This window comes from Streptomyces sp. NPDC033180 (assembly GCF_055577645.1).
On sequence record NZ_JBVIPU010000026.1, the window covers coordinates 16,184 to 41,081 of the forward strand.

The following is a 24,898-nucleotide window of genomic DNA, read 5'->3' on the forward strand; positions in this document are numbered from 1 at the left end:
GATCAGATCCCCACCGTGTAGCCGTTGGACCAGACCTGCATCTGCTGCACGATGCTGTCCCAGACGCCGGTGACAAGCAGCAGTCCGGTCGCGATCATCATGATGCCGCCGATGCGCATCACCCAGACGTAATGCTTCTTGACCCAGCTGAACGCGCCGAGCGCCTTGCGGAAGGCGATCGCCGCGAGGATGAACGGAACACCGAGCCCCAGGCAGTACGCGACGCTCAGTATGGCCCCGCGCCCCGCGCTCGCCTGGTCCAGGGCCAGAGTGTTGACGGACGTGAGCGTCGGCCCGACGCAGGGCGCCCACCCGACGGCGAACAGCGCGCCAAGGACGGGAGCGCCCGCGAGCCCGGCGGCCGGCTTCTTGTGGAAGCGGAACTCCCGCTGCGACAGCCAGGGCATGAGCCCCATGAAGAAGATGCCGAGGACGATCATCAGCGCGCCGAGCACCCTGGTGATGACGCTCTGATAGTCCTGCAGATTCTGCCCGGCGTAGCCGAAGAGGGCGCCGGTGGAGACGAAGACGGCGGTGAAGCCGAGCACGAAGAGCCCGGCCCCCGCGGCCATCCGCCCCCGCTTGGCCTCCGCGAGATCCGTGCCGCCGACCCCGGTGACGTACGACAGATAGCCCGGCACGAGCGGCAGCACGCACGGGGAGAAGAAGGAGACGAGTCCGCCGAGCAGGGCGACGGGGAGCGCGATGAGAAGCGCCCCGTTCATGACGGTCTGGTTCGGTTCGCCGACGGCGGCGAGAGTGGACATCACGGGGAAATCACTTCTCCGCGATCAGCGGGTCGATCATCTTGCGCAGCTTCGTCTCGTTCAGTGGCTGCTGCGAGCGGGCCGCGACCTTCCCGTCCCGGTCGAGGACGATCGTGGACGGGATGTAGTTCGGGTTCAGCGTGCCCTTGGGGAAGCGCAGCATCAGCTTGCCCATCGGATCGTGCAGGCTCGGGTAGGGGACCTTCTTGTCCTTCTCGAAGGCCAGGGCCGGGCCCTTGTCCGTGTCGCGGGTGTTGATCCCGACGAACTGCACACCCTTGCCCTTGGTGTCGTTCGCCACCTTCACGAAGTTCGGCGCCTCGGCCCGGCAGGGCGGGCACCAGGAGCCCCAGACGTTGAGGACGACGACCTTGCCCTTGTAGTCGTCGAGGCTGAGGTCCTTGCCTTCGAGGGTCTTGCCGTCGATGTCGGGCCCGTCCTTGCGGTCGCCCTTGTCGACGGTGGCGATGCCGTCGGTCCCGGTGATGAAGTTGGTGTTCCCCGAGCCGCCCGACGCGCCGCCGGAGCCGCACGCCGACAGGGTCAGCGCGGCGACCGCGGCCCCAGCGCCCAGAAGGGCGGCGCGGCTGCGGCTACGGCTGCGGTTCGTGCTGTGGGGGGCGCGGCAGGCGGCACTCATGTGAAAAGTTTCGCATGTCTGTTTCGGGGATCTTCCGCACCCCCCGAGGTTGCGGAAAGTCCCATTTCAGACGGCCTTTCCGAGTCCCTTCCAGCCGCCGGTGGGTTCCTGGCCGACCTCGAGGCCCTGCAGCTCCGCGAGCACCTTCGGGTCCTGGACGTCGAGCCAGTCGACGAACTGCCGGAAGGAGACCAGGCGTACGTCCTTCTTCCCCGCGATGTGCTTCAGGGCTTCCTCGACGGCGTCCATGTAGATGCCGCCGTTCCACTCCTCGAAGTGGTTGCCGATGAAGAACGGCGCGCGGTTGGTCTCGTAGGCCCGCTTGAATCCGGCGATGTAGGACTCGGTGGCCTGCTTGCGCCAGCCCGGGTAGTTGGCCGGCGGCGCCTTCGTGGAGTTGTTCGACTGGTTGGCCAGGATGTTGTAGTCCATGGACAGGACCTCGAAGGAGTGCCCGGGGAACGGCATCGCCTGCAGCGGCAGATCCCAGACGCCCCTCTTCTTCTGGGGCCAGCGCTGACGGCCACCGGGCGACGAGGCGTCGTACCGCCAGCCGAGCTTCTTCGCCGTCGGCAGCAGGTTCTCCTGGCCGAGGAGGCAGGGCGTACGGCCGCCGACGAGTTCCTTGTCGTAGTCGAAAGGCAGCGACGGCAGGTCGCTCCAGCCGGTATTCGTACGCCATTCCTTGACGAAGGAAGTGGCCTGGTCGATTTCGCTCTGCCATTGCGCGGGCGTCCAGTTGGCGACGCTTCCGGTGCCGGCGCAGAAGTGCCCGTTGAAGTGCGTGCCGATCTCATGGCCTTCGAGCCAGGCCTGCCGGACGTACTTCAGCGTCTCCTTGATGTGACCGTCGGTGAGATATCCGATATCGGAGGCGCCGACCGCGTTGTTCGGCGGCTTGTAGAGCCGCTTCTTCGACTCGGGCAGGAGGTACAGCCCCGAGAGGAAGAACGTCATGTGCGCTTCGTGGTCCTCGGCCAGCTTCAGGAAACGCGGGAAGAGACCGTTGCCGACCTCGCCCGCACCGTCCCAGGAGAAGATCACGAACTGCGGGGGCGTCTCACCCGGCTGCAGGGGGGCGGGCTTGCCCGGCTGGTGCGGCTGCTTGCCCGTGTACGAGGTCGAGCCGTCACCGATCGGCTTCGCCGGGTGCTTGTCCCCGCCCTGGCCGTCCTTCGCCCGCCCCGCGGAACCGGCCGGATGACTGTCGCCGCCCGTGCCGCAGCCGGCGAGTCCCAAAGCGGCCGCGGTCCCCACTCCGAGGCCGAGTATTCCCCTGCGACTGATGTCGCGCATTCCATCCCCATTCGTCGCGCCCTGCAGCCCTGCACGCATCCATGCGTGAGGGACGCCCCGTTAGAGGGCGCGACGAACAATGGGGTTCCGACAACAAGCACATATTGAATGGCTTTTACCGAGAACGGACATACAGTCGCGAGTCGATTACCTGGCGTGGGCGCCCCGAAGGGGCGCGGGGAACTGCGCGCCCAGCCACGACGACGCCGCAGACGATCGACGGCAATACCAGCGGAGCGCTTATGCGCCGAACGCCTTCGTCTTCCCCTTCACCGGCTTGGCGCCCGCGAGGAGATGTACGGGAACGAGATCCCGCGCGGGCTCCGAGTACCCCACGGAGACGATCTTGTCGCCGCGGTACGTGAACGACGTCAGCGAGGCGAGCGTGCACTGCCGCTTGCGCGGGTCGTGCCACAGGCGCCGCTTCTCCACGAAGCTCCGCACGATCCAGATCGGCAACTGATGGCTGACGCACACCGCTTCATGCCCGCGGGCGGCGTCCCGCGCCGCGTCCAGGGCGCCCATCATCCGCACGACCTGCTCCACATACGGCTCGCCCCAGGACGGCTTGAAGGGGTTGACCAGATGCTTCCAGTTCTCCGGGTTCTTCAGCGCGCCGTCGCCGACACCGAACGTCTTGCCCTCGAAGACGTTGCCCGCCTCGATGAGCCGCCCGTCCGTCGCCAGATCCAGTCCCTGCGCCTTGGCGATCGGCGTCGCCGTCTCCTGTGCACGGTCCAGCGGCGAGGCCACGACATGCGTGATGTCACGCGGGGCGAGATGCTCGGCGACCCGGTCGGCCATCTGCCGCCCCAGCTCGGAGAGGTGGTAGTCGGGCAGGCGCCCGTAAAGGATCCCGTCCGGGTTCTCCACCTCCCCGTGGCGCATCACGTGGACGACAGTGATCTCGCTGCCCGCGTTCATGCGGTGGCCTCCGTGGTGGGGTCAGTGGCTTCGGCAGCCGCGCGCGCCGCCGAAGGCAGGGCCGCGGCGATCTTCTCGATCGCCCGCTCGTCATGGGCGGTGGAAACGAACCAGGACTCGAAGGCCGACGGCGGGAGATACACGCCCTGCGACAGCATCGAGTGGAAGAACGCGGTGAAGCGGAACGACTCCTGGGTCTTCGCGTCGTCGTAGTTCCGCACCTCACGCTCGGTGAAGAAGACGGAGAACATGTTCGACGCGTTCTGCAGCCGGTGCGCGACACCCTCCTTGGAGAGCGCGTCGGTGACGAGGCCGCGCAACTGTCCCGAGACGACATCGACCTTGTCGTACGCGACATCGTCGAGCAGCCGCAGCTGCGCGAGGCCCGCGGCCGTAGCGATCGGGTTCCCCGACAGGGTGCCCGCCTGGTAGACGGGACCGACCGGGGCGAGATGCTCCATGACATCGGCCCGGCCACCGAAAGCGGCGGCCGGGAAGCCGCCGCCCATGACCTTGCCGAAGGTCATCAGATCGGGACGCACCCCGTCGACGCCGAACCAGCCCGCCTTCGACGTACGGAAGCCGGTCATCACCTCGTCCGAGATGTACAGCGCGCCGTTCTCCCGGCACAGGTCGGCAAGACCCTGGTTGAAGCCCTCACCCGGCGGTACGACGCCCATGTTGCCCGGCGACGCCTCCGTGATGACGCAGGCGATCTCACCGGCGTTCGCGGCGAACGCGGCACGCACGGCATCCAGGTCGTTGTAGGGGACGACGATGGTGTCGCCCGCCTGGGCGCCGGTGACGCCCGGGGTGTCCGGGAGGCCGAAGGTGGCCAGGCCGGATCCTGCCGCGGCGAGCAGCGCGTCCACGTGGCCGTGGTAGCACCCTGCGAACTTGATGATCTTGGCGCGGCCGGTGAACCCGCGCGCGAGGCGGATCGCGGACATCGTCGCCTCGGTGCCGCTGGACACGAGCCGCACCTGCTCGACGGGCGCGATACGCGCGACGATCTCCTCGGCGAGCGCGACCTCGCCCTCGCCGGGCGTACCGAAGGACGTGCCGCGCGCGACGGCCTCCTGGACGGCGGCGATCACATCGGGGTGGGAGTGGCCGAGGATCATCGGCCCCCACGAGCAGACGAGGTCGACGTACTCACGGCCGTCGGCGTCCGTCAGGTACGGACCGGTACCGGACACCATGAAGCGGGGCGTACCGCCCACAGCGCGGAAAGCGCGCACGGGAGAGTTCACACCGCCGGGCGTCACGGCCGCCGCACGGTCGAAAAGAGTCTGCGAAACTGGGGCGCTATACGGGAAGCTCACATGAACCATGGTGTCAGAGGCTTCGGACATCCTGCGGACAGGTGTTTCACTCCACGTTTTAGCCGGTGACCGTGGGGGAGGTCACTGACACGATGATCGGGTTGCGCGGCGGGGGCCGTGAGGCCTAGAAAAGCAGGGGCGGGCGCCCTGGAAAAGCAGTCGGGTGGAGATATGCATCGCGGTGGCGGACTGGGCGAGGGGACCGACGACCTGGGTCCGCGGCGTGCCCGGCGGATCGGCAAGCACCGGCGCGAGGCGGAAGCGGCCGAGGCGAAGGCCCTGGCACGGGACGGCGAGACGGAGCAGGACCGGGCGGGAAGCAGGAGTGGCCGGGTGGGCGGGGTGACGTACAAGTACTTCGGAGCCCCGGACGGCGCGACCGCCGCCCGCGTGCCCATCTCGATGCGCCCCGAAGAGCTCGGCGGTGACGAGCTCGGCATGGGCGGCATGTTCACGAAGATCAAGCCGGAGACGGTGGCCGCGATGGTCCTGACCGGCATCGAGGGCATACCCCTGCACAAGGTGCCCCCGCTCGAACTGGTCGTCCTGCACCCCGACTACGCCGTGGTGAAGCTCCCCATGACGGTCGTCGACCCGCTGCGCGGCGTCGGCGAGGAGTCGGTCGGCGCCGCGGCGTTCATCTGGTCCACGGTCCCCGACCGCGGCGGCCCGCGCGACGCCTTCAACGTCTACCAACTCCTGCACGAATGGCAGGACTTCAGCCACCGGCTGCATGACGCGGGGCATCAGGCTTACTGCCTGGTGTGGCCCTGAGCCGAGCTCGCCGCCCACCCGTCGGCGACGGTCGGCCGCCAAGCCACAACAGCCATCCGTGGGCCGGCCCTCAGGGCTACGGAGTCCAGCGGGGGTCCCGGCCCGTCTCGGTCAGGAGCCGCTCCAGCTCGGAGGCTCCTTCCGGCACCGGCAGCGGCTCCCCGAAGACGCCCATCTTCCGGGCCGTCGGGCCCAGCCCCGCCACCGTTTCCCGCAGCGCGGCGACGACGCCGCTGCTCTCCGGGGCGGGCTCGTACTCCTGCCCCGTGGCGCGAGCCAGGTCCCAGGCGTGCACCGTCAGGTCGAGCAACGCCATGCGGCCGACCGTCTGCGCGGGCATGTCCATGGCCCCCGTGGTGCCTTCGTCGGCGCCGGGCGCGGCCCAGGCGGCGGCCAGCCTCCCCGCCTCGTCGGCGAAGCGCTCGCGCCAGTCGGGGCTCTCGGTGACGTAGTCCGGGGACTCACTGAAGTCGGAGTCCTGCTTAGCCGCCAGCGCCTGGAACTGGACGATCACCTGGAGGAGGTGGTTGACCAGGGCCTTTACGTCGTACTCGGCGCAGGGGGTGGGGTCGGCGAGGCGGTCGTCGGGGATCGCGCGGACCACGGGGACGGCGTGGGCGGTGGCCGCCTTCAGGAGGTCGGCAATGCCGTTCCCGGTCACGATGCCGTTCTCACTCACGATGCTGTTCTCACTCATGACGTGACGCTAAGGCGGCGACCACACCCGTGGCTTGAAGAAACGCGACACGGGCGCGAGGCCCCGGCATACGATCCAGCCATGGCCGACGCTTCCACTTCCGGGCCACCCCCGGGGCCACCACCAGGGCCGCTTCAGGGGCCGCGGACCGACACACGCGGCATCGTCGATGCGGCCGGGCTCTTCGCCCGCGTACATTTCCGCCGCGTCGCAGCGGGCTCGGCCCTACTTCGTTCCTACGTGGAGCAGTACTGGCTGATCGACTGGGACCTGGCCGAGCCGTACGCCTCGCACATCGTGCCGCACCCTTCCGTGAACGTCGTCTTCCAAAGCCTCCCCGGCCAGGAGCCCTTCGCCGAGGTCGCGGGCATCGGGCTCGACCTCTTCACGCAGAAGCTGGAGGGGCGGGGGCGGGTGTGCGGGGTGAAGTTCCGGCCCGGCGGCTTCCGGCCGTTCGCACCGTCGGCGCCGGTGTCCGCGTGGACGGGGCGACGGCTGCTGCCGCTGCAGGAGGTCTTCGGGGAGGTCCCCGATGGCGCGCTGGACGCGGTCCTGACTCCGGAGGACGAGCAGGCGCGCGTGGCGAGCCTCGACGCCTTCCTGCTGAGCCTCGGCCCCACACCCGACCCGCAGGCGGACCTCGCCATGGCCCTGGCCGAACGCATCCGCGCGGACCGCGGAATCCGCCGGGTCAGCACGTTCGCACGGGCGGAGGGCATGTCCGTGCGGGCGCTGCAGCGGCTCTTCTCGGCGTACGTGGGGGTCGGCCCGAAGTGGCTGATTCTGCGCCACCGGATCCATGAGGCGCTGGAGCACGCGGAAACGGACGAGGAGGTGGACTGGGCGGACATGGCCGCCACACTCGGCTACGCCGACCAGGCCCACCTGATCAGGGACTTCACGGCGACGGTGGGCGTACCGCCGACGGCATACGCACCGCCGCGGTGATTCAGCGTTTCAGCCTTTCGGCGCTCGGTCGCTTCGGTGCTCGGGCGTTCCGACCCTTCGGCGTTTCGGCCCTTCGGCGTTCCGACCCTTCGGCGTTGCGGCCCTTCGGCGTTGCGGTGCTCGGGCGGGCCGGCCCTTCGGCGTTGCGGTGCTCGGGCGTTCCGACCCTTCGGCGTTGCGGCCCTTCGGCGTTTCGGCCCTTCGGCGTTGCGGTGCTCGGGCGGGCCGGCTCTTCGGCGTTGCGGCCCTTCGGCGTTGCGGTGCTCGGGCGGGCCGGCTCTTCGGCGTTGCGGCCCTTCGGCGTTGCGGTGCTCGGGCGTCCGGCCTACGACGCTCCGGCGCGGCAGCGGGGCACCGCGCCACCGCGTCACCGCCTCAGCAGCCGGTCAGGTCCACGCTCCAGTCGTTGCAGCGCATCCAGTGCCCCTTCGGGTACTCGAAGTCGTGCTCGCCCCGCATCGTGAACCCTGCCTTCCGGCACACCCCGTTGGAAGCCGCATGGTCCGCGGCGGGAAACGCGTGCAGCCGTGGGTGCCGGCCAGCGGCCCGCGCCTCCTCGACGACCAGCCTCGCGGCCGTCGCGGCGATGCCCCGCCCCTGGAACCCGGGCAACACGCTCCACCCCGTCTCCCAAGCGGACTCCCCCTGCCAGGACGTCTCCCAGTACCCGATCGAACCGACTACGTCACCATCGAGAGCGATCCGGAACATCTGACCCCGCTCCAGCGCGAGGTAACGCCGATGCCGGGACACCAACTGCTCACGCGTCTCGGGGCCGCCCAAATGCGCGGTCATCCCAGCGGAGTTGCAGGCGACCAACAACGCGAAGTCACCCTCGGACCAGGGAACCAAGCACGGCTCTGACAACGGCGATCTCTCCATACCGGCCACGGTAGGGGGAGGGTCTGACAACAGGCTCCGGCGAAGCACGCTCAAAGCCTCCGGGCACCCCTCATGCCACGATCTCCCCATGCTCATCGCCCGCTCCGCCGCCCTCTTCGCCCTCGCCGCACTCTTCGAGATCGGCGGCGCCTGGCTCGTCTGGCAAGGAGTGCGCGAACACAAAGGGTGGGCGTGGATCGGCGCGGGCGTCATCGCACTCGGCGTCTACGGCTTCGTCGCCACGCTCCAGCCCGACGCCGAGTTCGGCCGCATCCTCGCCGCGTACGGCGGCGTCTTCGTCGCGGGATCCATCGCCTGGGGCATGGTCGCCGACGGCTACCGGCCCGACCGCTGGGATGTGACCGGGGCGCTGATCTGCCTCGCGGGCATGGCGGTGATCATGTACGCACCACGAGGCCGCTGAGGGCGCCGACGTCCCCGCCTATCCTTGGCCAGGGACAGGACAGAACGTACGTACGCCCAAGGAGCAGCCATGACCGCCGCGAACGCAGCGCCCGCAGCGCCCGCCGCCACCCGCATCGCGATCGTCACCGGCGCGAGCAGCGGCATCGGCGCCGCCACCGCGCGCGGACTCGCGGCCGCCGGCTACCGCGTCGTCCTCACCGCCCGCCGCAAGGACCGCATCGAAGCCCTCGCCGCCGAGATCACGGCCGCGGGCCACGACGCGATGGCGTACGCACTCGACATCACCGACCGCACCGCCGTGGACGAGTTCGCCACCGCCTTCCGCAAGGTCGCGGTCCTCGTCAACAACGCCGGCGGCGCGCTCGGCGCCGACACCATCGCCACTGGTGACCCCGCCGACTGGCGCCAGATGTACGAGACGAACGTCATCGGCACCCTGAACATCACCCAGGCCCTGCTCCCCGCGCTCACCGCGAGCGGCGACGGCACGATCGTCGTCCTCTCCTCCACCGCCGGCCACGGCACGTACGAGGGCGGCGGCGGCTACGTGGCCGCGAAGCACGCCGAGCACGTCCTCGCCGAGACCCTCCGCCTGGAGATCGTCGGCACCCCGGTCCGCGTCATCGAGGTCGCCCCCGGCATGGTCAAGACGGAGGAGTTCGCCACGACCCGCTTCGGCGGCGACACGGAGAAGGCCGCGAAGGTCTACGCAGGGGTGGCGGCCCCCCTCACGGCCGACGACGTAGCGGACACGATCACCTGGGCGGTAACCCGCCCACCCCACGTGAACATCGACCTGTTGGTGGTCCGCCCCCGCGCCCAGGCCTCCAACACGAAGATCCACCGGGAGCTGTAGGGCAGAGGCAGCGGTTCAGCCCTTCACGCAGATGACCTGCTTGAGCTTGGCCACGACCTGGACCAGGTCGCGCTGCTGTTCCATGACCTTCTCGATCGGCTTGTACGCGCCGGGGATCTCGTCCACGACACCCGAATCCTTGCGGCACTCGACGCCCCGCGTCTGTTCCTCCAGATCCTGCATCGAGAAGCGCTTCTTGGCCGCGTTGCGGCTCATACGCCGGCCCGCGCCGTGCGAGGCCGAATTGAAGGACGCCTCGTTCCCAAGGCCCTTCACGATGTACGAACCGGTGCCCATCGAACCGGGGATGATCCCGAAGTCGCCGCTGCCCGCACGGATCGCGCCCTTCCGCGTGACCAGCAGGTCCATCCCCTCGTACCGCTCTTCGCTGACGTAGTTGTGGTGGCAGGAGATCACCGGCTCGAAGGTCACCTTCGCCTTCTTGAACTCCTTGCGGACCACGTCCTGGAAGAGACCCATCATGATCGAGCGGTTGTACTTCGCGTACTCCTGCGCCCAGAAGAGGTCGTTCCGGTACGCGGCCATCTGCGGGGTCTCCGAGACGAAGACCGCGAGGTCGCGGTCGACCAAGCCCTGATTGTGCGGCAGCTTCTGAGCTACCCCGATGTGATGGTCGGCCAGCTCCTTGCCGATGTTGCGGGAGCCGGAGTGCAGCATCAACCAGACCGAACCCGACTCATCCAGACAGAATTCGATGAAGTGGTTTCCGCTTCCGAGCGTTCCCATCTGCTTAGTCGCCCGCTCCTGACGGAATTTGACCGCATCGGCGACTCCGTCGAAGCGCGTCCAGAAGCCCTCCCACGCGGACGTGCCGAACCCGTGCAACCTCCCCGGATCCACCACCTCCGCATGCATCCCACGGCCCACCGGAATCGCCTGCTCGATCTTCGACCGCAGCCGTGACAGATCCCCCGGCAGGTCATTGGCCGTCAGAGAGGTCTTGACCGCGGACATTCCGCAGCCGATGTCGACGCCCACCGCCGCGGGGCACACCGCACCCTGCATGGCGATCACCGAGCCGACCGTCGCGCCCTTGCCGTAGTGCACGTCCGGCATGACGGCCAGACCCTTGATCCAGGGCAGCGTCGCCACGTTCTGGAGCTGCTGGAGTGCGACGTCCTCCACCGAGGCCGGGTCCGTCCACATCCGGATCGGTACCTTTGCCCCCGGAACCTCCACGTACGACATAACGTCCTCATTCCCCCGTAGTTGCATCAACGTGTTGAAAGTCGTGAAGCGCAAATACCGGAGCCAAGGTCAACGAAAGGGATCACGGACCGGCGTCCACGGCATTGCGTGCGATACACATTGTGTCCACCGGTCGCCCACCAGCGGCAACCCAATATCCCCGGCGAGAAGGAGCCCATACGGTGCAGCGGAAGGCCTACGTACCAGGCGTCGCAGCTCTCATCGCAGCGCTGCTCGCCGGCTGCACGGGCGGAGGCTCGCTCGGCGGGGAGCCGGACGACTCGAAGCCCGGCGACACCGGCGGGACGACCGCGGCCGCCGAGCCCGGCAAGTACCGCACGCTCCCCGAGCCCTGCGGCGAGGTCGACACCGACACGCTCGACTCGATGCTGCCCGGCATCAGGGAGACCCCGGACGGGGAGCAGCGGGAGAAGGCGTACGAGGGTGTGCCCACGGTCACGTATGACACCGACCGGCGTGTGGGCTGCCGCTGGAAGGTGGAGTCCTCGGAGGCCACCCACCACCTGCTCGTCGACTTCGAGCGCGTCGTCTCGTACGACAGCGCCGTGAGCGATGACACCCGTGCCACGGAGGTCTACTCGTCGAAGGTGCGGAAGGCGGATCTGCCCGAGCCCTCCGGCACCCCGTCCTCCGCCGATGGCGGGAGCGGGGACGAGGAGGGGGCGGACCCCGAGCCGTCCGACAGTGCCGGGTCGGGTGGGGACGAATCCGACAAGGGCAAGGACAAGGGTGACGGTGAGGATGAAGGTGGGGGTGAAGGTGGGGGTGACGCGAGTGACAGTGCCTCCAGCGGCGACCCGGAAGAGACCGTCACGCCGCCCGGCCTGGAGCCTCGCACCCTCGACGACCTGGGTGACGAGGCCTTCCTCGACGACGCGCTCACGACGGCCGCGTCCGCGACCCGGCACCGCACGGTGACTGTGGTGTTCCGCACGTCGAATGTCATCGTGACCGTCGAGTACGACGAGCAGCCGGGGCGTCGTACGGAGACCCCGGACAGCAAGGAAATGCAGGACAAGGCGCAGGAACTGGCCGGAATGCTGGCCGACAGGTTCGACGAGTAGCGGCGGTTCGGACAGGTGCCCGGCTCTCTGGAAGCGGAGTCGTTCGCGTCGGGCACGGCGTACCGTGGCCCATCGAACCGACGACAGCCGTCTTGAGTGACTTGAGTGAAGGAACCATGCACCGACCAGCACAGCGACTCACCCGCATACTCACCTGCGCAGCCGCCGTACCGGTGATCCTCATTGCCTCCGGCTGCTCCTCCGACTCCGGCTCGGGTTCGGACGAGGGGAAGAAGGACTCGGGCTCGAAGGCTTCCGCCTCGGCTTCGGGCAAGGACAAGGACAAGGCCGCGAGTGTGGAGAAGGCGGCGTTCGCCAAGCTGCCCGAGCCCTGCGAGGTCCTGTCGAAGAAGACGCTCGGCGATCTCGTCCCGAAGGCGAAGGACAAGTCGGGCAAGGCGGGCACGTCCGATGACACGTCGGCGCGTGGCACCTGCTCCTGGGACAGCCTGGAGAACAACGGCGTCGACGGCTCGCAGTTCCGCTGGCTGCGCGTGTCGCTGATGCGTTTCGACTCGGACGCGTCGCTCGGCAGTGGCGCCAAGCGCGCGCAGAGCAGCTTCGCGAAGCAGGTCGCGGACGCGCAGGCGACGGAGGGCGCGAAGAGCGTCAAGACGGAGCCGGTGCCGGGCCTCGGCGATCAGACGACGGTCGTGCACTACGACCTGAAGAAGGACAAGGAGAACTTCAAGCAGCAGACGGTCGTGACGCGTGTGGAGAACGCGGTCGTCACGATCGACTACAACGGCGCGGGTCTTGCGGGTGACAAGGCGCCGAGCTCGAAGGATCTGTCCAAGGACGCCGAGAAGGCCGCGAAGGAGGCCGCGGAGGCGGTTGTCTCCGCGAACAAGGCGGGTGGCGCAACGGACGGCGGCTCGAAGGACTCCAAGGAGTCCAAGGAGTCCAAGGAGTCCAAGGAGTCCTCCAGCCCCAAGGGCGATTCCAAGTCGAAGTCCAAGTCCAGCTCCAAGCCCAAGAGCTGACGCAGGGCGCGTAGCGCCCGCGTGCGCGTTCCGCGCGCAACTCGCGGCGACTGCACGGAAGTTGTGGAGCCCGGCCCGGTGGCGGCCGGGCTCCTGCCGTACCGGCACACCGTCTTCCGCATGCGTGTGCCAGGCTGTCGCTCGCAACAAACCGAACAGGGAGGGGTTCGCGGGTGGCCGCGATGCAGCTGACACGCACGCACCGAATACTCATCGGCGTGGTCGTCGCCGGTGCGGTCGTCATCGCCGGCATCGGTTTCGCGGGGTCGTACGCGGCCGTGCGCGAGCTGGCCGAGAAGAAGGGCTTCGGCAGCTTCTCGGTGGTCTTCCCGATCGGCATCGACGCGGGCATCTGCGTCCTGCTGGCGTTGGACCTTCTGTTGACGTGGATCCGCATCCCGTTTCCCCTGCTGCGTCAGACGGCGTGGCTCCTGACGGCGGCGACGATCGCCTTCAACGGCGCCGCGGCCTGGCCGGACCCGCTGGGCGTGGGCATGCACGCCGTCATCCCGATCCTGTTCGTGGTCGCCGTCGAAGCGGCGCGGCACGCGGTGGGCCGGATCGCGGACATCACGGCCGACAAGCACATGGAGGGCGTACGTCTCACGCGCTGGCTCCTGTCGCCCGTGCCGACGTTCAAGCTGTGGCGGCGGATGAAGCTGTGGGAGCTGCGTTCGTACGAGCAGGTCATCAAGCTGGAGCAGGACCGGCTCATCTACCAGGCCCGTCTGCAGGCCCGTTTCGGCCGCTCCTGGCGGCGCAAGGCGCCGGTGGAGTCGCTGATGCCGCTGCGGCTCGCGCGGTTCGGTGTGCCGCTGGCGGAGACGGCTCCCGCAGGTCTGGCGGCGGCGGGTATCGAGCCCGCGCTGCTTCCGCCGGCGCCGGAGGTGCAGCAGCGCCCGGAGCTGACCAAGCCGTCGGCGGCCGCGCCGCAGCTGGCGGCCGAGCCCCAGCCCGGGCCTCAGCCCGAGTCGCGTCCTCAGCCCCAGCAGGACCAGCAGGAGCCGGAGTCGGAGCCGGAGGCCCAGGGTGCGCACGTGAGCCCGTGGTTCGCCGCTCAGCAGCCGTCGTACGTGCCTGAAGAGCCGCACGACCAGTGGTACGCGGACCAGCAGGCGTACGCGGAACAGCAGGCCTACGTCGAGCAGCAGGAGTACCTGGAGCAGCAGCAGGCGTACTTCGACGAGCAGGGCGGTGCCGGGGTTGCTCCCGAGCCCGCGTTCCCGGTACCCGCGGGGCCTGGCCGCACGCGCCCGCTGGGCGGTCAGCGTCTGATTCCGGGCCCGCGCGAGGAGTCCGTGGGGACGGCGGAGGCGGCGGAGGCGGTGGAGGCCGTGGAGGAGCTGGAGCCGCTGCCCGACGCGTCCGGCCTCCCGGAGGACGTCTCGCGCGACGACGCGTACTTCGCGGCGTTCCGCAAGTACGTGAGCGAGCTCGGGGACTACCCCAACGCCCGCCAGTTCGGCCTGTACTTGATGGACCTGTACGGCGTCACGGGCCAGGCGGGCGGCCCTCCCGCGGAGAGCACGCTGCGCCCGTACCTGCGTGACTTCCGGGGCCGCTACCAGGAGGAGCTGGACTCGGAGTACAGCGCTTAGCGGGGCTTCGGCTCGGCCTCAGGCCCTGCTGCGGGCGCGCTTCTTGCCGGTCTCGCCCCAGATGGCGAGGGCGGCGCCGGCGGCGAACAGGGCGAGGTAGGCGGGGGTGGGCACGTCCCACCACTTCTGCAGGAGCCCCCAGGGGTTGTCCCCGAAGATGCGCCCGGCTGCGCCGAGGGCCCCTTGAATTCCGGCGACCCATCCGACGAGGGCGATGATTTCCTTCATACGCCCACAATTGCTGGCCCCTGGGCCTCGCACGTCCTGCCGGGGATCGATCTCCGGGTAGTCCAAACGATGCAGCCGGTCGGCCCCCGCTGCGCGACGAGGAATCCACCGGCGCCCCGACCAGCACGGCGCTGCACGGCGAGGACTCCACCTGCGCCGGTCACGCCCGCCGCTGCACGGCGCTGCACGGCGAGGACTCCACCTGCGCCCGTCACGCCCGCCGCTGCACGGCGCTGCACGGCGCTGCACGGCGCTGCACGGCGAAGACTCCACCTGCGTCTGTCACGCCCGCCGCTGCGCTACGAGTTCTCCGCCGTGCGCCCCCTCACAAGCTCGCCGCTTCGCGGCGGATGTCTCCCACCCACCCACCCGATCACCCCGAAGCCTCCCGTCCCCGAACAGGCCTTCCCACCCACCCGATTGCCCCGCGGGATAACGGGCGGGTGGGCGGAGGGAACTCCACCACGGGGTGATCGGGTGGGCGGGCGGGAAAAGCTCCGCCGCGGGATACGGGTGGGCGGGAGAACTCCACCGCAGGGTGATCGGGTGGGTGGGCGAGAAAACGCGTGGGGCGGGAGAACCCCGCCACGGGGTGATCGGGTGGGTGGGCGAGAAAACGCGTGGGGCGGGAGAACCCCGCCACGGGGTGATCGGGTGGGTGGGCGGGAAAAGCTCCGCCGCGGGATTGCGGGCCCTGCGGAGGGAGGGAACTCCACCGCAGGGTGATCGGGTGGGCGGGTGGGAGAATTCCGCCGCGAAGCGGCGGTCCAGTCCACGGCACGCGAAGCAGGACAGCACCCAACCCAGCCCGGCAGCCCCAAAGCCTGACACACGGCACGCGAAGCAGAGCAGCACCCAACCCAACCCGACAGCCCCAAAGCCCCGCTCCCGGCACACGAAGGGGGCGCCGCCCAGGCGAAGCTGGGCGGCGCCCCCGTTTTCGTACAGCCACAGCGGCCAGCGTTACGCGCCCAGCAGCTTCCGCACCCGCTCCGCACCCACGGCGAGCAGCAGCGTGGGCAGTCGCGGTCCCGTCTCCCGGGTTACCAGGAGGCGGTACAGGAGGGCGAAGAAGGACCGCTGCGCGACCTTGATCTCCGGCGGGAGTTCCTTCGCCGTCGCGTCCGCCGAGAACCCGGCCTGCACCTTCGGCACGCCGTACACCAGGTGCGTGAGCCCGTCGAGGGACCAGTGCGAGTCGAGACCCTCCAGGAGCAGCCGCAGCGACTCGCGCCCCTCGTCGTCCAACGAGGAGAGCAGCACCGCGTCCGGCTCCGCGCGCACGATGGTGCGGGCGTCGGCCGGGACCTGGGTGGTGATCCAGTTCTCGGCACGGTCCAGACGAGGCCGCGCCTCGTCGAGGGACGAGATCGGGTCCGAGGGGTCCAGGTCCCGCAGGATGCGCAGCGTCTGGTCCTCGGCGCCCGCCGTGACGTCCGCGACGGACGCGAGCGTGCGGTACGGCAGCGGGCGCGGGGTCCGGGGCAGCTCACCCGCGGCCGTGCGCACCGCACGCGAGTGCGCCGCGGCGTCCGCGGGCAGCACGGAGCCGTCCGCGACCTTCGCGTCCAGCTTGTCCCACTCGTCGTAGAGCCGCTGGATCTCCTGGTCGAAGGCGATCTTGAAGGACTGGTTCGGCCTGCGGCGCGCGTACAGCCAGCGCAGCAGCGGCGCCTCCATGATCTTCAGCGCGTCGGCCGGAGTCGGCACTCCGCCCTTCGACGACGACATCTTCGCCATGCCCGAGATGCCGACGAAGGCGTACATCGGGCCGATCGGCTGCACGCCCGCGAAGATCTCGCGCACGATCTGCCCACCGACCACGAACGACGACCCGGGAGACGAGTGGTCCACGCCGCTCGGCTCGAAGATGACGCCCTCGTACGCCCAGCGCATGGGCCAGTCGACCTTCCAGACCAGCTTGCCGCGGTTGAACTCGCTGAGCAGGACCGTCTCGGTGTGCCCGCAGTCCGCGCACACGTAACTGAGCTCGGTGCTCTCGTCGTCGTACGACGTGACCGTCGTGAGGTCCTTCTCGCACGCGCCGCAGTACGGCTTGTACGGGAAGTACCCGCTCTGGCCGCCGCTGCCGTCGTCCTCGCTCGCGGCGCCGGAGCCCTCGGCGGCCTCAAGCTCGGCCTCGTCGACGGGCTTCTGCGACTGCTTCGACTTCCCGGGGGCCTTCTTGGTCCGGTACTGGTCGAGGATCGCGTCGATGTCACCGCGGTGCTTCATCGCGTGCAGGATCTGCTCGCGGTAGACGCCCGAGGTGTACTGCTCGGTCTGGCTGATCCCGTCGTACTCCACGCCCAGCTCGCCCAGGGCCTCGGTCATGGCCGCCTTGAAGTGCTCGGCCCAGTTCGGGTACGCGGACCCGGCCGGGGCGGGCACGGACGTGAGCGGCTTGCCGATGTGCTGGGCCCAGGTCTTGTCGGTGCCGGGCACACCGTCCGGGACCTTGCGGTACCGGTCGTAGTCGTCCCAGGAGATCAGGTGCCTGACCTCGTGCCCGCGCCGCCGGATCTCGTCCGCGACCAGGTGCGGGGTCATGACCTCGCGGAGATTGCCCAGGTGGATGGGGCCCGAGGGCGAGAGCCCGGAGGCGACGACGACCGGTTTGCCCGGGGCACGACGCTCCGACTCGGCGATGACCTCGTCCGCGTAGCGGGAGACCCAGTCGGTGGTATCGGTGCTCTGAGCCACGATCGGCACGCCTTTCTGCTTCAACTCTTCTTCTACGTGAGTACCGCTTGTCGGAGTCATTCTCCCAGCTCCACCCGCAACCGCGAAAACCGCTTTTCCCTGCATGGGATACTGGCCGGGTCTATCTGCACCTCGAGGAGAACGGCATCCACTCCATGGCCTCGGTCACGTCCCTCACCGCCTCCGTCCACCAGCGCCTCGCGGACGCCCTCTCGGCTGCCCTGCCGGAGGCCGGCGCCGCCGACCCGCTGCTGCGACGAAGCGACCGGGCCGACTACCAGGCCAACGGGATCCTGGCCCTCGCCAAGAAGGCGAAGGCGAACCCGCGCGAGCTCGCGACGAAGGTCGTGGACGCCATCGACGCCCCTGACCTGCTGAAGGACGTCGAGGTCTCCGGCCCCGGCTTCCTGAACGTGACGGTCACCGACAAGGCGATCACCGAGAACCTCGCCGCGCGCGCCGCCGACGGCGACCGCCTCGGCGTGCCGTACGCCGAGCAGGCGGGCACGACGGTCGTCGACTGGGCGCAGCCGAACGTGGCCAAGGAGATGCACGTCGGGCACCTGCGCAACTCGGTCATCGGCAACTCCGTCGTCAGGATCCTGGAGTTCACCGGCGAGAAGGTGGTCAGCCGCCACCACATCGGCGACTGGGGCACCCAGTTCGGCATGCTCGTGCAGTATCTGATCGAGCACCCGGACGCGCTCGGCCACCAGGCCGCCGACGGCACCGAGCAGGCGGGCGAGGAGGCCATGTCCGGCCTCAACCGCGTCTACAAGGAGTCGAAGGTGCTCTTCGACTCCGACGAGGAGTTCAAGACGCGGGCCCGGCGCCGGGTGGTGGACCTCCAGGCGGGCGACCCCGAGACCCTCGCGATCTGGCAGCGGTTCGTGGACGAGTCGAAGGTCTACTTCTACTCGGTCTTCAACAAGCTGGACGTGGAGATCGAGGACGCGGACATCGTCGGCGAATCCGGCTACAACGACATGCTGGCCGAGACCTGCCGCATGCTCGAGGAGTCCGGCGTCGCCGTCCGGTCGAACGGCGCGCTGTGCGTCTTCTTCGACGACGTGAAGGGCCCTGACGGCAACCCGTCCCCGTTGATCGTCCAGAAGTCCGACGGCGGCTTCGGTTACGCGGCCACCGACCTCTCCGCGATCCGCGACCGCGTCTTCAACCTCAAGGCGGACACGCTCCTCTACGTGGTGGACGCGCGCCAGTCGCTGCACTTCAAGATGGTCTTCGAGACGGCCCGCAGGGCGGGCTGGCTGACGGAGGACGTCAAGGCGGTGCAGCTCGGCTTCGGCACGGTCCTCGGCAAGGACGGCAAGCCGTTCAAGACGCGTGAGGGCGAGACCGTACGCCTCATCGACCTCCTCGACGAGGCGATCGAGCGGGCGTCGGCCATCGTCCGCGAGAAGGCGCAGGACCTCTCCGAGGAGGAGATCGCCGAGCGCGGCGCCCAGGTGGGCATCGGCGCGGTGAAGTACGCGGACCTGTCGACGTCGGCGGTGCGCGACTACAAGTTCGACCTGGACCAGATGGTGTCCCTGAACGGCGACACGTCGGTGTACCTCCAGTACGCGTACGCCCGTATCCAGTCGATCCTGCGCAAGGCGGGCGAGGTGCGGCCGAAGGCCCACCCGGAGCTCGAACTGGCCGCCGCGGAGCGGGCGTTGGGTCTGCACGTCGACCAGTTCGCGGAGACGGTCGCCGAGGTCGCCGGGGAGTACGCGCCGCACAAGCTGGCGGCGTACCTCTACCAACTGGCGTCGCTGTACACGACGTTCTACGACAAGTGCCCGGTCCTGAAGGCGGACACCCCGGCGCAGGTCGAGAACCGCCTGTTCCTCTGCGACATCACGGCCCGGACGCTGCACCAGGGCATGGCGCTCCTCGGCATCAGGACACCTGAGCGCCTCTGAGCCCCCGTCAGGGGCGCGGGACCGTCAACGCGCCCCTGAGCCTCCGCAGTCCCTCGGCGATCTCGTCGGGGGCCTGCGTGACAAAGCACATCCGCAGGGTGGCAACGTCCGGCTCCCCGGCATAGAACGGCGCCCCGGGCACATACGCCACGTCATGCCTGACGACTTCCGGCAGCAGGGCGGCGGTGTCGTAGCCGTCAGGCAGCCTGGCCCAGACGAACATGCCCCCCTCCGGCCGGAGCCAGGTGGACCCCTCGGGCAACGCGTCCCCGAGTCCCGCGAGCATGGCGTCCCGGTGCAGCCGGTACTCCCCCGCGACGTGCGCGACGTGCGCGTCCAGGTCGTTGTCCGCCAAGTACCGTGCCGCTGCCAGCTGGTTGACGGTCGGGGTGTGCAGGTCGGCGGCCTGCTTGGCGACGGCACAGGCCCGCAGCAGCACCGCGGGCGCCCGCAGCCAGCCGAGGCGCAGGCCGGGTGCCATGACCTTGGAGAAGCTGCCGAGCAGTACGGTGCGGTCCTCGGCGCCGGGGTACGAGGCGATCCACGGCACGCGCTCCCCCTCGAAGCGCAGCTCCCCGTACGGGTCGTCCTCGACGATCCACAGACCGCGCCGCGCGGCGACGTCGGCGATCGCGGCCCGGCGCCCGGCGGGCATGGTGCGTCCCGTGGGGTTCTGGAAAGTGGGCACGGTGTAGAGCAGCTTGGGCCGGTGGAGGGCGACGAGTTCGTCGAGGGCGTCCGGGTCGATCCCGGCCTCGTCGCACGGCACGGGCACGACATGCGCGCCCGCGAAGCCGAAGGCCTGGAGAGCGGCGAGGTAGCAGGGGCTCTCGACGAGGATGGTCTCGCCGGGCTCGATGAGGGCGGTGGCGAGCAGGGACAGCGCCTGCTGCGACCCGGTGGTGACGATGAGGTCGTCGGCCGAGGTCGCGAGCCCGCGCACGGAGAACCGCTCGGCGACGGCGGCACGCAGGACGGGTTCGCCCTCGGTGGTGGCGTACTGCAGCGCGCGCTCGGGCTGCTCGGTGAGCACGGCCTGGAAGGCGGCCGCGATGCCGTGTTTGTCGAAGAGGCCGGGGGCGGGGAGCCCGCCCGCGAAGTTGATGACCTCGGGCCGCGCGGTCACGGCCAGGATGTCCCGTACCGGAGAGCCCCCGACCGACGCGGCACGCGCGGCGAGCGGCGGGGTGGGTGCGGCGGTGGGGGCGGGCTCGGTGACGGTCACGGCGACGGCTCCTTCGGCACGGACGGACGGCTCGATTCGCACCCTAGGCACGTAAGTGCCGCCTACACACGCCATTCCGGAATGCGGACCGCGCCGTACAGACCGCTGCCGCCCCACCTCCGGCAACTACTCGCCGGTGTCCACCCCTTGGTCGTCGTCACGATTGGTCTTCATCCACTTCTTGCCGTCGAGCGAGTACCCGTAGACGGGACGGCTCTGGTCGCCGCTCGTGGCGAACGGCTTGCCCGTGTCGTCGATGCGGACGGTGCCGTGCCGGGTGCCGCTCGACCACTCCAGCTCCAAGTACCACCGTACGTAACGGGTGTTGGCGGTCGCGTTGATGTAGAACGCCTCCGGATCACTCGCGCTCACCTTGTACGGGAAGCCGCTCTCCCCCGCCTGCGGGGCCGGGCGTGGCACCGACGCGTCCAGGTTGACGTCGAAGGAGTGCTGGGGCACGCTGCCGCCGCAGCCGACGCCGAGGTATCCCATCTTGTAGTTGTTCCACGCGAGGGGTGCGCTGGTTCCGGCGACGCGGACGTTCAGGGACTCCAGGACGACGGTGTCCTTGCCCGTGCCCTGGACCGTCAGCTTCACGGTCTGGTCCCGGGCGGAGACCGCGCCGTTCGCGGAAACCCAGCCGGCGGCGTCCTGTTCGTTGGGCGGCGGGGAGAGGGTGCCGGGGGCCTTGTCGACGAGATAGGGGTGACCGCAGGGGGCATCCCAGTACTGGGGCTGGGTGGAAACGGTCACCGGAGCCGGCCCGGCGTCGGCACCACCACTACCCTTGCCGCCGCCTTTGGGCGCCCGGGCCTGGCCATCACCCTGCTCGCCCCCGCTCGCGGGCTTCTCGGAACCGGCCGTCTCCTTGCCGCCCTTTCCCTTCCTCGGCTCCTTCGCGGAGGGCGACGCGGACGCGGCATCCGGGCTCTTGTCCGCCTCCCCGCCCTCCGCGCTGGGGGAGTCGGTGGACACATGGTCACGGTCACCGCCACCAGAAGCGGCCTGTACGGCGAAGGCGGTGGCACCGAGCGCGAGAACGACACCGGCGGCAACAAGAACACGCGCCCTGGGCAGACGCCGAGCGACCGGCACGGGCGCCCGCCCAATCACGATGCCGGGCGCACCACCACCAGAATCCCCATCCCCATCCTCACCCACCTCCCCGCTCCCGCGACCGCCCCCACCGGCAACGGCAAGGGCGTCGGACTCGGGGGGGTCCGCAACAGCAGGGGATGAGGACGAGGATGCCTCCTCCTTACGATCACCTCGCGAGGCATCGGCCAGGATCCACCGCCGATGGACCTCGACCATCTCCTCCCGCGAGGCCCCGCACACCCGGGCCAGCCGCTCCAGCGGAGCGAACTCCGTGGGCACGGCGGACCCGTTCACATAGCGGTGCAGCGTCGACGTCGACACATGCAACCGCTTGGCCAGCGCCCCGTAACTGAGCCCCGACCGCTCCTTCAACTCCCGCAGCAACTCCGCGAGATCGCCCGCCCCCACGCTCTCTCCATCCCATCCAGCCGTTCCAAGGAACGGAGTTTCCGCAGTTCACAGCCGTACGAGCGTCCCAACGTCCCCAACTGCCGTCCCACGCTGGCTCCTGGGACAAAACCCCGCACAAGCTGTGGCCATACAAGCACGCCGCATCCGGGGACACCTCGGCGCGGCTCACGTCACTCCCGTCACACCGAAAGAGACCAGCCATGCGCCTCACCACCAAGGCCGCCGCCACCGCCGCAGCCCTCACCGCCGCCCTCTCGCTCACCGCGCTCGGCAGCGCCGCCTCGGCCGCGACGCCCGCCGCGAAGTCGGCGCCGGTCACCTGCACCGCCGCCACCACCAAGGTCACCGTGGACCAGGTCGACCGCCCCCTCAACCACCTGCTCGTGAAGGCCAAGAACACGGGCACGAAGACGTGTTACGCGTACGGCGCCCCGTTCCTCCGCTTCGACGAGGGCCAGTCGTCCACGCCGTGGGTGGAGGCGAGCCGGCCCCAGGCGGTCGTCACGCTGGAGCCGGGCCAGACGGCATACGCGGCCATCGGCACGTCATCCCCCGAGGGCTCGGACGGCTCCCAGGCCCAGAACCTGGAGGCCTACTTCTCCAACCGCGCGATGAACGGCAGCGTAGGCAACCCGGCAACACCGAAGCTCCCGGAGGGCGGCGTGTACGTGGACAGCTCGGCATATGTCACGTACTGGCAGACAACGGCTTCGGCGGCCCTGATGTGGTGACACCCCCGGCATCGAAGCAGCCAACGTAGGAACCAACTGATCAGCGTCCCACCCTCACCAGCAGGTAAGTACCGCACTAATTAGTCGGTACTTGTCGCCTCCGCAGGGCCCCACGAGGATCAAAGGCGCACCGGAAGACCGGCCGGAACGCCCCCTCAAAGGAGCTCCCCATGCCCACCCCCAACCCCGCAACCGTCCTGGGCCTGGGCCTAATGGGCACCGCCCTAGCCACCGCCCTGGTCAAAGCCGGTCACCCGACCACGGTCTGGAACCGCACCGCCTCCAAGACCGGGCCCCTGGTCGCCCAGGGCGCGAGCCCCGCGGCCACGGTCAGGGAGGCCATCACAGCGAGTCCCCTGGCCATCGTCTGCCTCACCACCAACGCGGACGTCCGCGCCCTCCTCGCCCCGGAGGCGGAGACCCTCGCCGGGCGTACGGTCGTGAACCTCACGAACGGAACGCCCGGCCAGGCAAGGGAGTTGGCCGACTGGGCGGCGGTCCACGGCATCGCGTACATCGACGGCGGCATCATGGCCGTACCCCAGATGATCGCGACGCCCGGCGCGTACGTCCTCTACAGCGGCAGCGACGAGGCGGTCTTCGCCGCGCACCGCGAAACCCTGTCCGCGCTCGCCGCCACCAAGTGGGTGGGCAAGGACCCGGGCAGCGCGGCGCTGTACGACCTGTCCCTGCTCACGGGGATGTACGGCATGGTGATGGGCGTGGTCCAGGCGTACGCGCTGATCGGCAGCGGAGGCGTACCGGCCCGAGAGTTCGCGCCGCTGCTCAGGGAGTGGGTCAACGCCATGACGGACGGCCTGGTGCCCCGCATGGCCGAGGCGCTGGACTCCGGGCAGCACCTCACGGACGTCTCGTCTCTGGAGATCAACCAAGCCGCGCTCCCCAACTTCCTTGCGGCATACGCCCAGGGGGGAATCAGCGACGAGCTGTTCAGGCCTCTCCAGGGCCTGTTGGACCGCTCGATCGCCGAGGGCCACGCGGCAGACGGGCTCTCGCGCCTGGCGACCCTGCTCAAGAACGGCTAAGGCACCAGCACCACCTTCCCCGTGGTCCCCCGCCGCTCCATCGCCGCATGGGCCAGCGCCGCATCCGACAGCGGGAACGTCTGCACCGAGGGCACCAACTCCCCCTTGGCCGCGGCCTCCAGGGCACGCCGCTCCTGGTCGGGGCCGTCCTCGGGCCGGGCCATCAGCTGCATCAGCGCGTTGGTGACGGTGATGCCCCGCTCCTCCACGACCCCCGCGTCCGGCTCGAATCCTTCCTGCGAGGACCAGCCGATGACCACGTACCGCCCACCCGCGCCGATGAGTCCGAACGCGGCGGCGGACTTCTCGCCGCCCACTCCGTCGAGTACGGCCGTCACTTGGCGTCCGTCGAGGCGCTCGCGCACGGTGTCCGTCCAGCCGGGCTCGTTGTAGTCGACGGCGAGATCGGCGCCGAGCTCCCAGACGGCCTCGACCTTGTCGGGCCCACCGGCGGCCCCGATGACGACCGCCCCGAGCGCGTGGGCGTACTGCACCACGAGCCGACCGACCCCGCCTGCGGCGGAAGTCACCAACACCACGTCGTCGGAGGTGAGTTGAGCGACATCCAGGAGCCCCATGGCCGTCGCCCCGGTCATCACCATGGCCACGGCGGACTCGAAACCGAGCCCGTCCGGCACCTCGTGCAGCTGGGCCAGGTCGGCCACCGTCAGTTCGGCGTATCCGCCGGGTTCACTGCGTGGGGTCACGACGGCCCGCCCCAGCCACTCGGGGTCCACGCCGGGGCCCACCGCGTCGACGATTCCGGCGACCTCTCCGCCGAAGACGGCGGGCAGCTCGGGCTCCGGCGGCGCCATGTCGCCCGCGTCACCGCGCCGCAGGACGGTCTCGACGAAGTGAACTCCCGCCGCCCGTACGGCAATCCGCACCTGGCCCGGCCTCGCAACGGGGTCGGGCCAGGTCTCGTACGTCAGATTCTCGGCGGGCCCGAACTCGTGCAGCACAACGGCGCGCATACGTCCTCCTCAGAACGTCGACCGACACCGACAGGGCGTCGGCGGAACGTCTATGCACACCACCCTGCAACCTCAAGCAAACTTGAGGTCAAGCCCGCAGCGAACCCGCATCGAGCCCGCACCAAGCCCGCATAGCCCGCACCCCCG

24 protein-coding genes and 1 pseudogene are annotated in these 24,898 nt (G+C 69.7%); 11 read left to right on the forward strand and 14 right to left on the reverse strand.

The window, feature by feature from the left end; genetic code table 11:
- Window positions 1-2 precede the first annotated feature (2 nt).
- The 5 genes from ACZ5WE_RS37540 to hemL form a co-directional block, all read right to left on the reverse strand.
- On the reverse strand, window positions 3-767 hold the full coding sequence (locus ACZ5WE_RS37540; RefSeq protein ID WP_399397890.1) for a cytochrome c biogenesis CcdA family protein: 765 nt from the start codon (window positions 765-767) through the stop codon (window positions 3-5).
- A 10-nt stretch (window positions 768-777) separates the two neighbouring features.
- On the reverse strand, window positions 778-1,407 hold the full coding sequence (locus tag ACZ5WE_RS37545; RefSeq protein WP_467695964.1) for a TlpA family protein disulfide reductase: 630 nt from the start codon (window positions 1,405-1,407) through the stop codon (window positions 778-780).
- Between the two features lie 66 nt (window positions 1,408-1,473).
- Window positions 1,474-2,703: a polysaccharide deacetylase family protein gene (locus ACZ5WE_RS37550; protein WP_467695962.1), complete on the reverse strand. Its 1,230-nt coding sequence runs from the start codon at window positions 2,701-2,703 to the stop codon at window positions 1,474-1,476.
- A 240-nt stretch (window positions 2,704-2,943) separates the two neighbouring features.
- Complete coding sequence (locus tag ACZ5WE_RS37555) at window positions 2,944-3,627, reverse strand: histidine phosphatase family protein (protein WP_467695961.1); 684 nt, start codon at window positions 3,625-3,627, stop codon at window positions 2,944-2,946.
- Entirely contained in the window at window positions 3,624-4,961 is a 1,338-nt protein-coding gene (hemL, locus tag ACZ5WE_RS37560; RefSeq protein ID WP_467695959.1) for a glutamate-1-semialdehyde 2,1-aminomutase, read from the reverse strand. The genes ACZ5WE_RS37555 and hemL overlap by 4 nt, the downstream gene beginning before the upstream one ends.
- A 324-nt stretch (window positions 4,962-5,285) precedes the next feature.
- Between hemL and ACZ5WE_RS37565 the strand changes: the two genes are divergently transcribed.
- A complete protein-coding gene (locus ACZ5WE_RS37565) occupies window positions 5,286-5,726 on the forward strand; it encodes a hypothetical protein (RefSeq protein ID WP_160510430.1) in 441 nt (146 codons plus the stop codon).
- 76 nt (window positions 5,727-5,802) lie between these two features.
- On the opposite strand, the gene ACZ5WE_RS37570 is transcribed toward ACZ5WE_RS37565, so the two are convergent.
- The gene (locus ACZ5WE_RS37570; RefSeq protein WP_467695957.1) at window positions 5,803-6,423 is read right to left on the reverse strand and encodes a TIGR03086 family metal-binding protein; all 621 of its coding nucleotides are present in this window, start codon (window positions 6,421-6,423) and stop codon (window positions 5,803-5,805) included.
- A gap of 81 nt (window positions 6,424-6,504) precedes the next feature.
- Between ACZ5WE_RS37570 and ACZ5WE_RS37575 the strand changes: the two genes are divergently transcribed.
- Entirely contained in the window at window positions 6,505-7,371 is an 867-nt protein-coding gene (locus ACZ5WE_RS37575) for a DUF6597 domain-containing transcriptional factor (protein WP_467695956.1), read from the forward strand.
- 375 nt (window positions 7,372-7,746) lie between these two features.
- Here the strand turns inward: ACZ5WE_RS37575 and ACZ5WE_RS37580 are convergent, their stop codons facing one another.
- Window positions 7,747-8,253, reverse strand: a complete 507-nt coding sequence (locus tag ACZ5WE_RS37580) for a GNAT family N-acetyltransferase (protein WP_467695954.1) — start codon at window positions 8,251-8,253, stop codon at window positions 7,747-7,749.
- An 88-nt stretch (window positions 8,254-8,341) separates the two neighbouring features.
- Between ACZ5WE_RS37580 and ACZ5WE_RS37585 the strand changes: the two genes are divergently transcribed.
- The gene (locus ACZ5WE_RS37585; protein WP_160506481.1) at window positions 8,342-8,677 is read left to right on the forward strand and encodes a YnfA family protein; all 336 of its coding nucleotides are present in this window, start codon (window positions 8,342-8,344) and stop codon (window positions 8,675-8,677) included.
- Between the two features lie 69 nt (window positions 8,678-8,746).
- Window positions 8,747-9,535: an SDR family NAD(P)-dependent oxidoreductase gene (locus ACZ5WE_RS37590; protein ID WP_467695952.1), complete on the forward strand. Its 789-nt coding sequence runs from the start codon at window positions 8,747-8,749 to the stop codon at window positions 9,533-9,535.
- Window positions 9,536-9,550: 15 nt separating this feature from the next.
- Here the strand turns inward: ACZ5WE_RS37590 and ACZ5WE_RS37595 are convergent, their stop codons facing one another.
- On the reverse strand, window positions 9,551-10,744 hold the full coding sequence (locus ACZ5WE_RS37595; RefSeq protein ID WP_467695951.1) for an RtcB family protein: 1,194 nt from the start codon (window positions 10,742-10,744) through the stop codon (window positions 9,551-9,553).
- Window positions 10,745-10,926: 182 nt separating this feature from the next.
- Here ACZ5WE_RS37595 and ACZ5WE_RS37600 point away from each other — a divergent pair, with 182 nt between their 5' ends.
- The 3 genes from ACZ5WE_RS37600 to ACZ5WE_RS37610 all read left to right on the forward strand — a co-directional run bounded on the left by ACZ5WE_RS37600 (window position 10,927) and on the right by ACZ5WE_RS37610 (window position 14,410).
- The gene (locus ACZ5WE_RS37600; RefSeq protein WP_467695949.1) at window positions 10,927-11,829 is read left to right on the forward strand and encodes a DUF3558 domain-containing protein; all 903 of its coding nucleotides are present in this window, start codon (window positions 10,927-10,929) and stop codon (window positions 11,827-11,829) included.
- A gap of 116 nt (window positions 11,830-11,945) precedes the next feature.
- On the forward strand, window positions 11,946-12,812 hold the full coding sequence (locus tag ACZ5WE_RS37605) for a DUF3558 domain-containing protein (RefSeq protein WP_467695947.1): 867 nt from the start codon (window positions 11,946-11,948) through the stop codon (window positions 12,810-12,812).
- Between the two features lie 173 nt (window positions 12,813-12,985).
- Window positions 12,986-14,410, forward strand: a complete 1,425-nt coding sequence (locus tag ACZ5WE_RS37610; protein ID WP_467695945.1) for a DUF2637 domain-containing protein — start codon at window positions 12,986-12,988, stop codon at window positions 14,408-14,410.
- Between the two features lie 18 nt (window positions 14,411-14,428).
- On the opposite strand, the gene ACZ5WE_RS37615 is transcribed toward ACZ5WE_RS37610, so the two are convergent.
- The gene (locus ACZ5WE_RS37615) at window positions 14,429-14,638 is read right to left on the reverse strand and encodes a hypothetical protein (protein WP_467695943.1); all 210 of its coding nucleotides are present in this window, start codon (window positions 14,636-14,638) and stop codon (window positions 14,429-14,431) included.
- A 963-nt stretch (window positions 14,639-15,601) separates the two neighbouring features.
- Complete coding sequence (gene lysS / locus ACZ5WE_RS37620) at window positions 15,602-17,401, reverse strand: lysine--tRNA ligase (RefSeq protein ID WP_467695941.1); 1,800 nt, start codon at window positions 17,399-17,401, stop codon at window positions 15,602-15,604.
- 95 nt (window positions 17,402-17,496) lie between these two features.
- On the opposite strand from lysS, the gene argS reads away from it, so the two are divergent.
- Window positions 17,497-19,266, forward strand: a complete 1,770-nt coding sequence (argS, locus tag ACZ5WE_RS37625) for an arginine--tRNA ligase (RefSeq protein WP_467695939.1) — start codon at window positions 17,497-17,499, stop codon at window positions 19,264-19,266.
- A gap of 7 nt (window positions 19,267-19,273) precedes the next feature.
- On the opposite strand, the gene ACZ5WE_RS37630 is transcribed toward argS, so the two are convergent.
- Both ACZ5WE_RS37630 and ACZ5WE_RS37635 read right to left on the reverse strand, forming a co-directional pair.
- The gene (locus ACZ5WE_RS37630) at window positions 19,274-20,491 is read right to left on the reverse strand and encodes an aminotransferase-like domain-containing protein (protein ID WP_467695937.1); all 1,218 of its coding nucleotides are present in this window, start codon (window positions 20,489-20,491) and stop codon (window positions 19,274-19,276) included.
- Window positions 20,492-20,617: 126 nt separating this feature from the next.
- On the reverse strand, window positions 20,618-21,466 hold the full coding sequence (locus tag ACZ5WE_RS37635; protein WP_467696000.1) for a hypothetical protein: 849 nt from the start codon (window positions 21,464-21,466) through the stop codon (window positions 20,618-20,620).
- Here ACZ5WE_RS37635 and ACZ5WE_RS37640 point away from each other — a divergent pair, their 5' ends adjacent.
- Entirely contained in the window at window positions 21,467-21,730 is a 264-nt protein-coding gene (locus ACZ5WE_RS37640; protein ID WP_467695999.1) for a hypothetical protein, read from the forward strand.
- 84 nt (window positions 21,731-21,814) lie between these two features.
- Here the strand turns inward: ACZ5WE_RS37640 and ACZ5WE_RS37645 are convergent.
- Window positions 21,815-21,997 (reverse strand): annotated as a pseudogene (locus tag ACZ5WE_RS37645) (helix-turn-helix domain-containing protein); the annotation flags it as partial.
- A gap of 203 nt (window positions 21,998-22,200) precedes the next feature.
- Between ACZ5WE_RS37645 and ACZ5WE_RS37650 the strand changes: the two are divergent.
- Together ACZ5WE_RS37650 and ACZ5WE_RS37655 are read left to right on the forward strand one after the other, a co-directional pair.
- Complete coding sequence (locus ACZ5WE_RS37650; RefSeq protein ID WP_467695935.1) at window positions 22,201-22,731, forward strand: DUF4232 domain-containing protein; 531 nt, start codon at window positions 22,201-22,203, stop codon at window positions 22,729-22,731.
- 170 nt (window positions 22,732-22,901) lie between these two features.
- On the forward strand, window positions 22,902-23,777 hold the full coding sequence (locus tag ACZ5WE_RS37655; protein WP_467695934.1) for an NAD(P)-dependent oxidoreductase: 876 nt from the start codon (window positions 22,902-22,904) through the stop codon (window positions 23,775-23,777).
- Here the strand turns inward: ACZ5WE_RS37655 and ACZ5WE_RS37660 are convergent.
- A complete protein-coding gene (locus ACZ5WE_RS37660; protein WP_467695932.1) occupies window positions 23,774-24,751 on the reverse strand; it encodes a zinc-binding dehydrogenase in 978 nt (325 codons plus the stop codon). The two genes, ACZ5WE_RS37655 and ACZ5WE_RS37660, sit on opposite strands and share 4 nt — an antisense overlap.
- Window positions 24,752-24,898 lie beyond the last annotated feature (147 nt).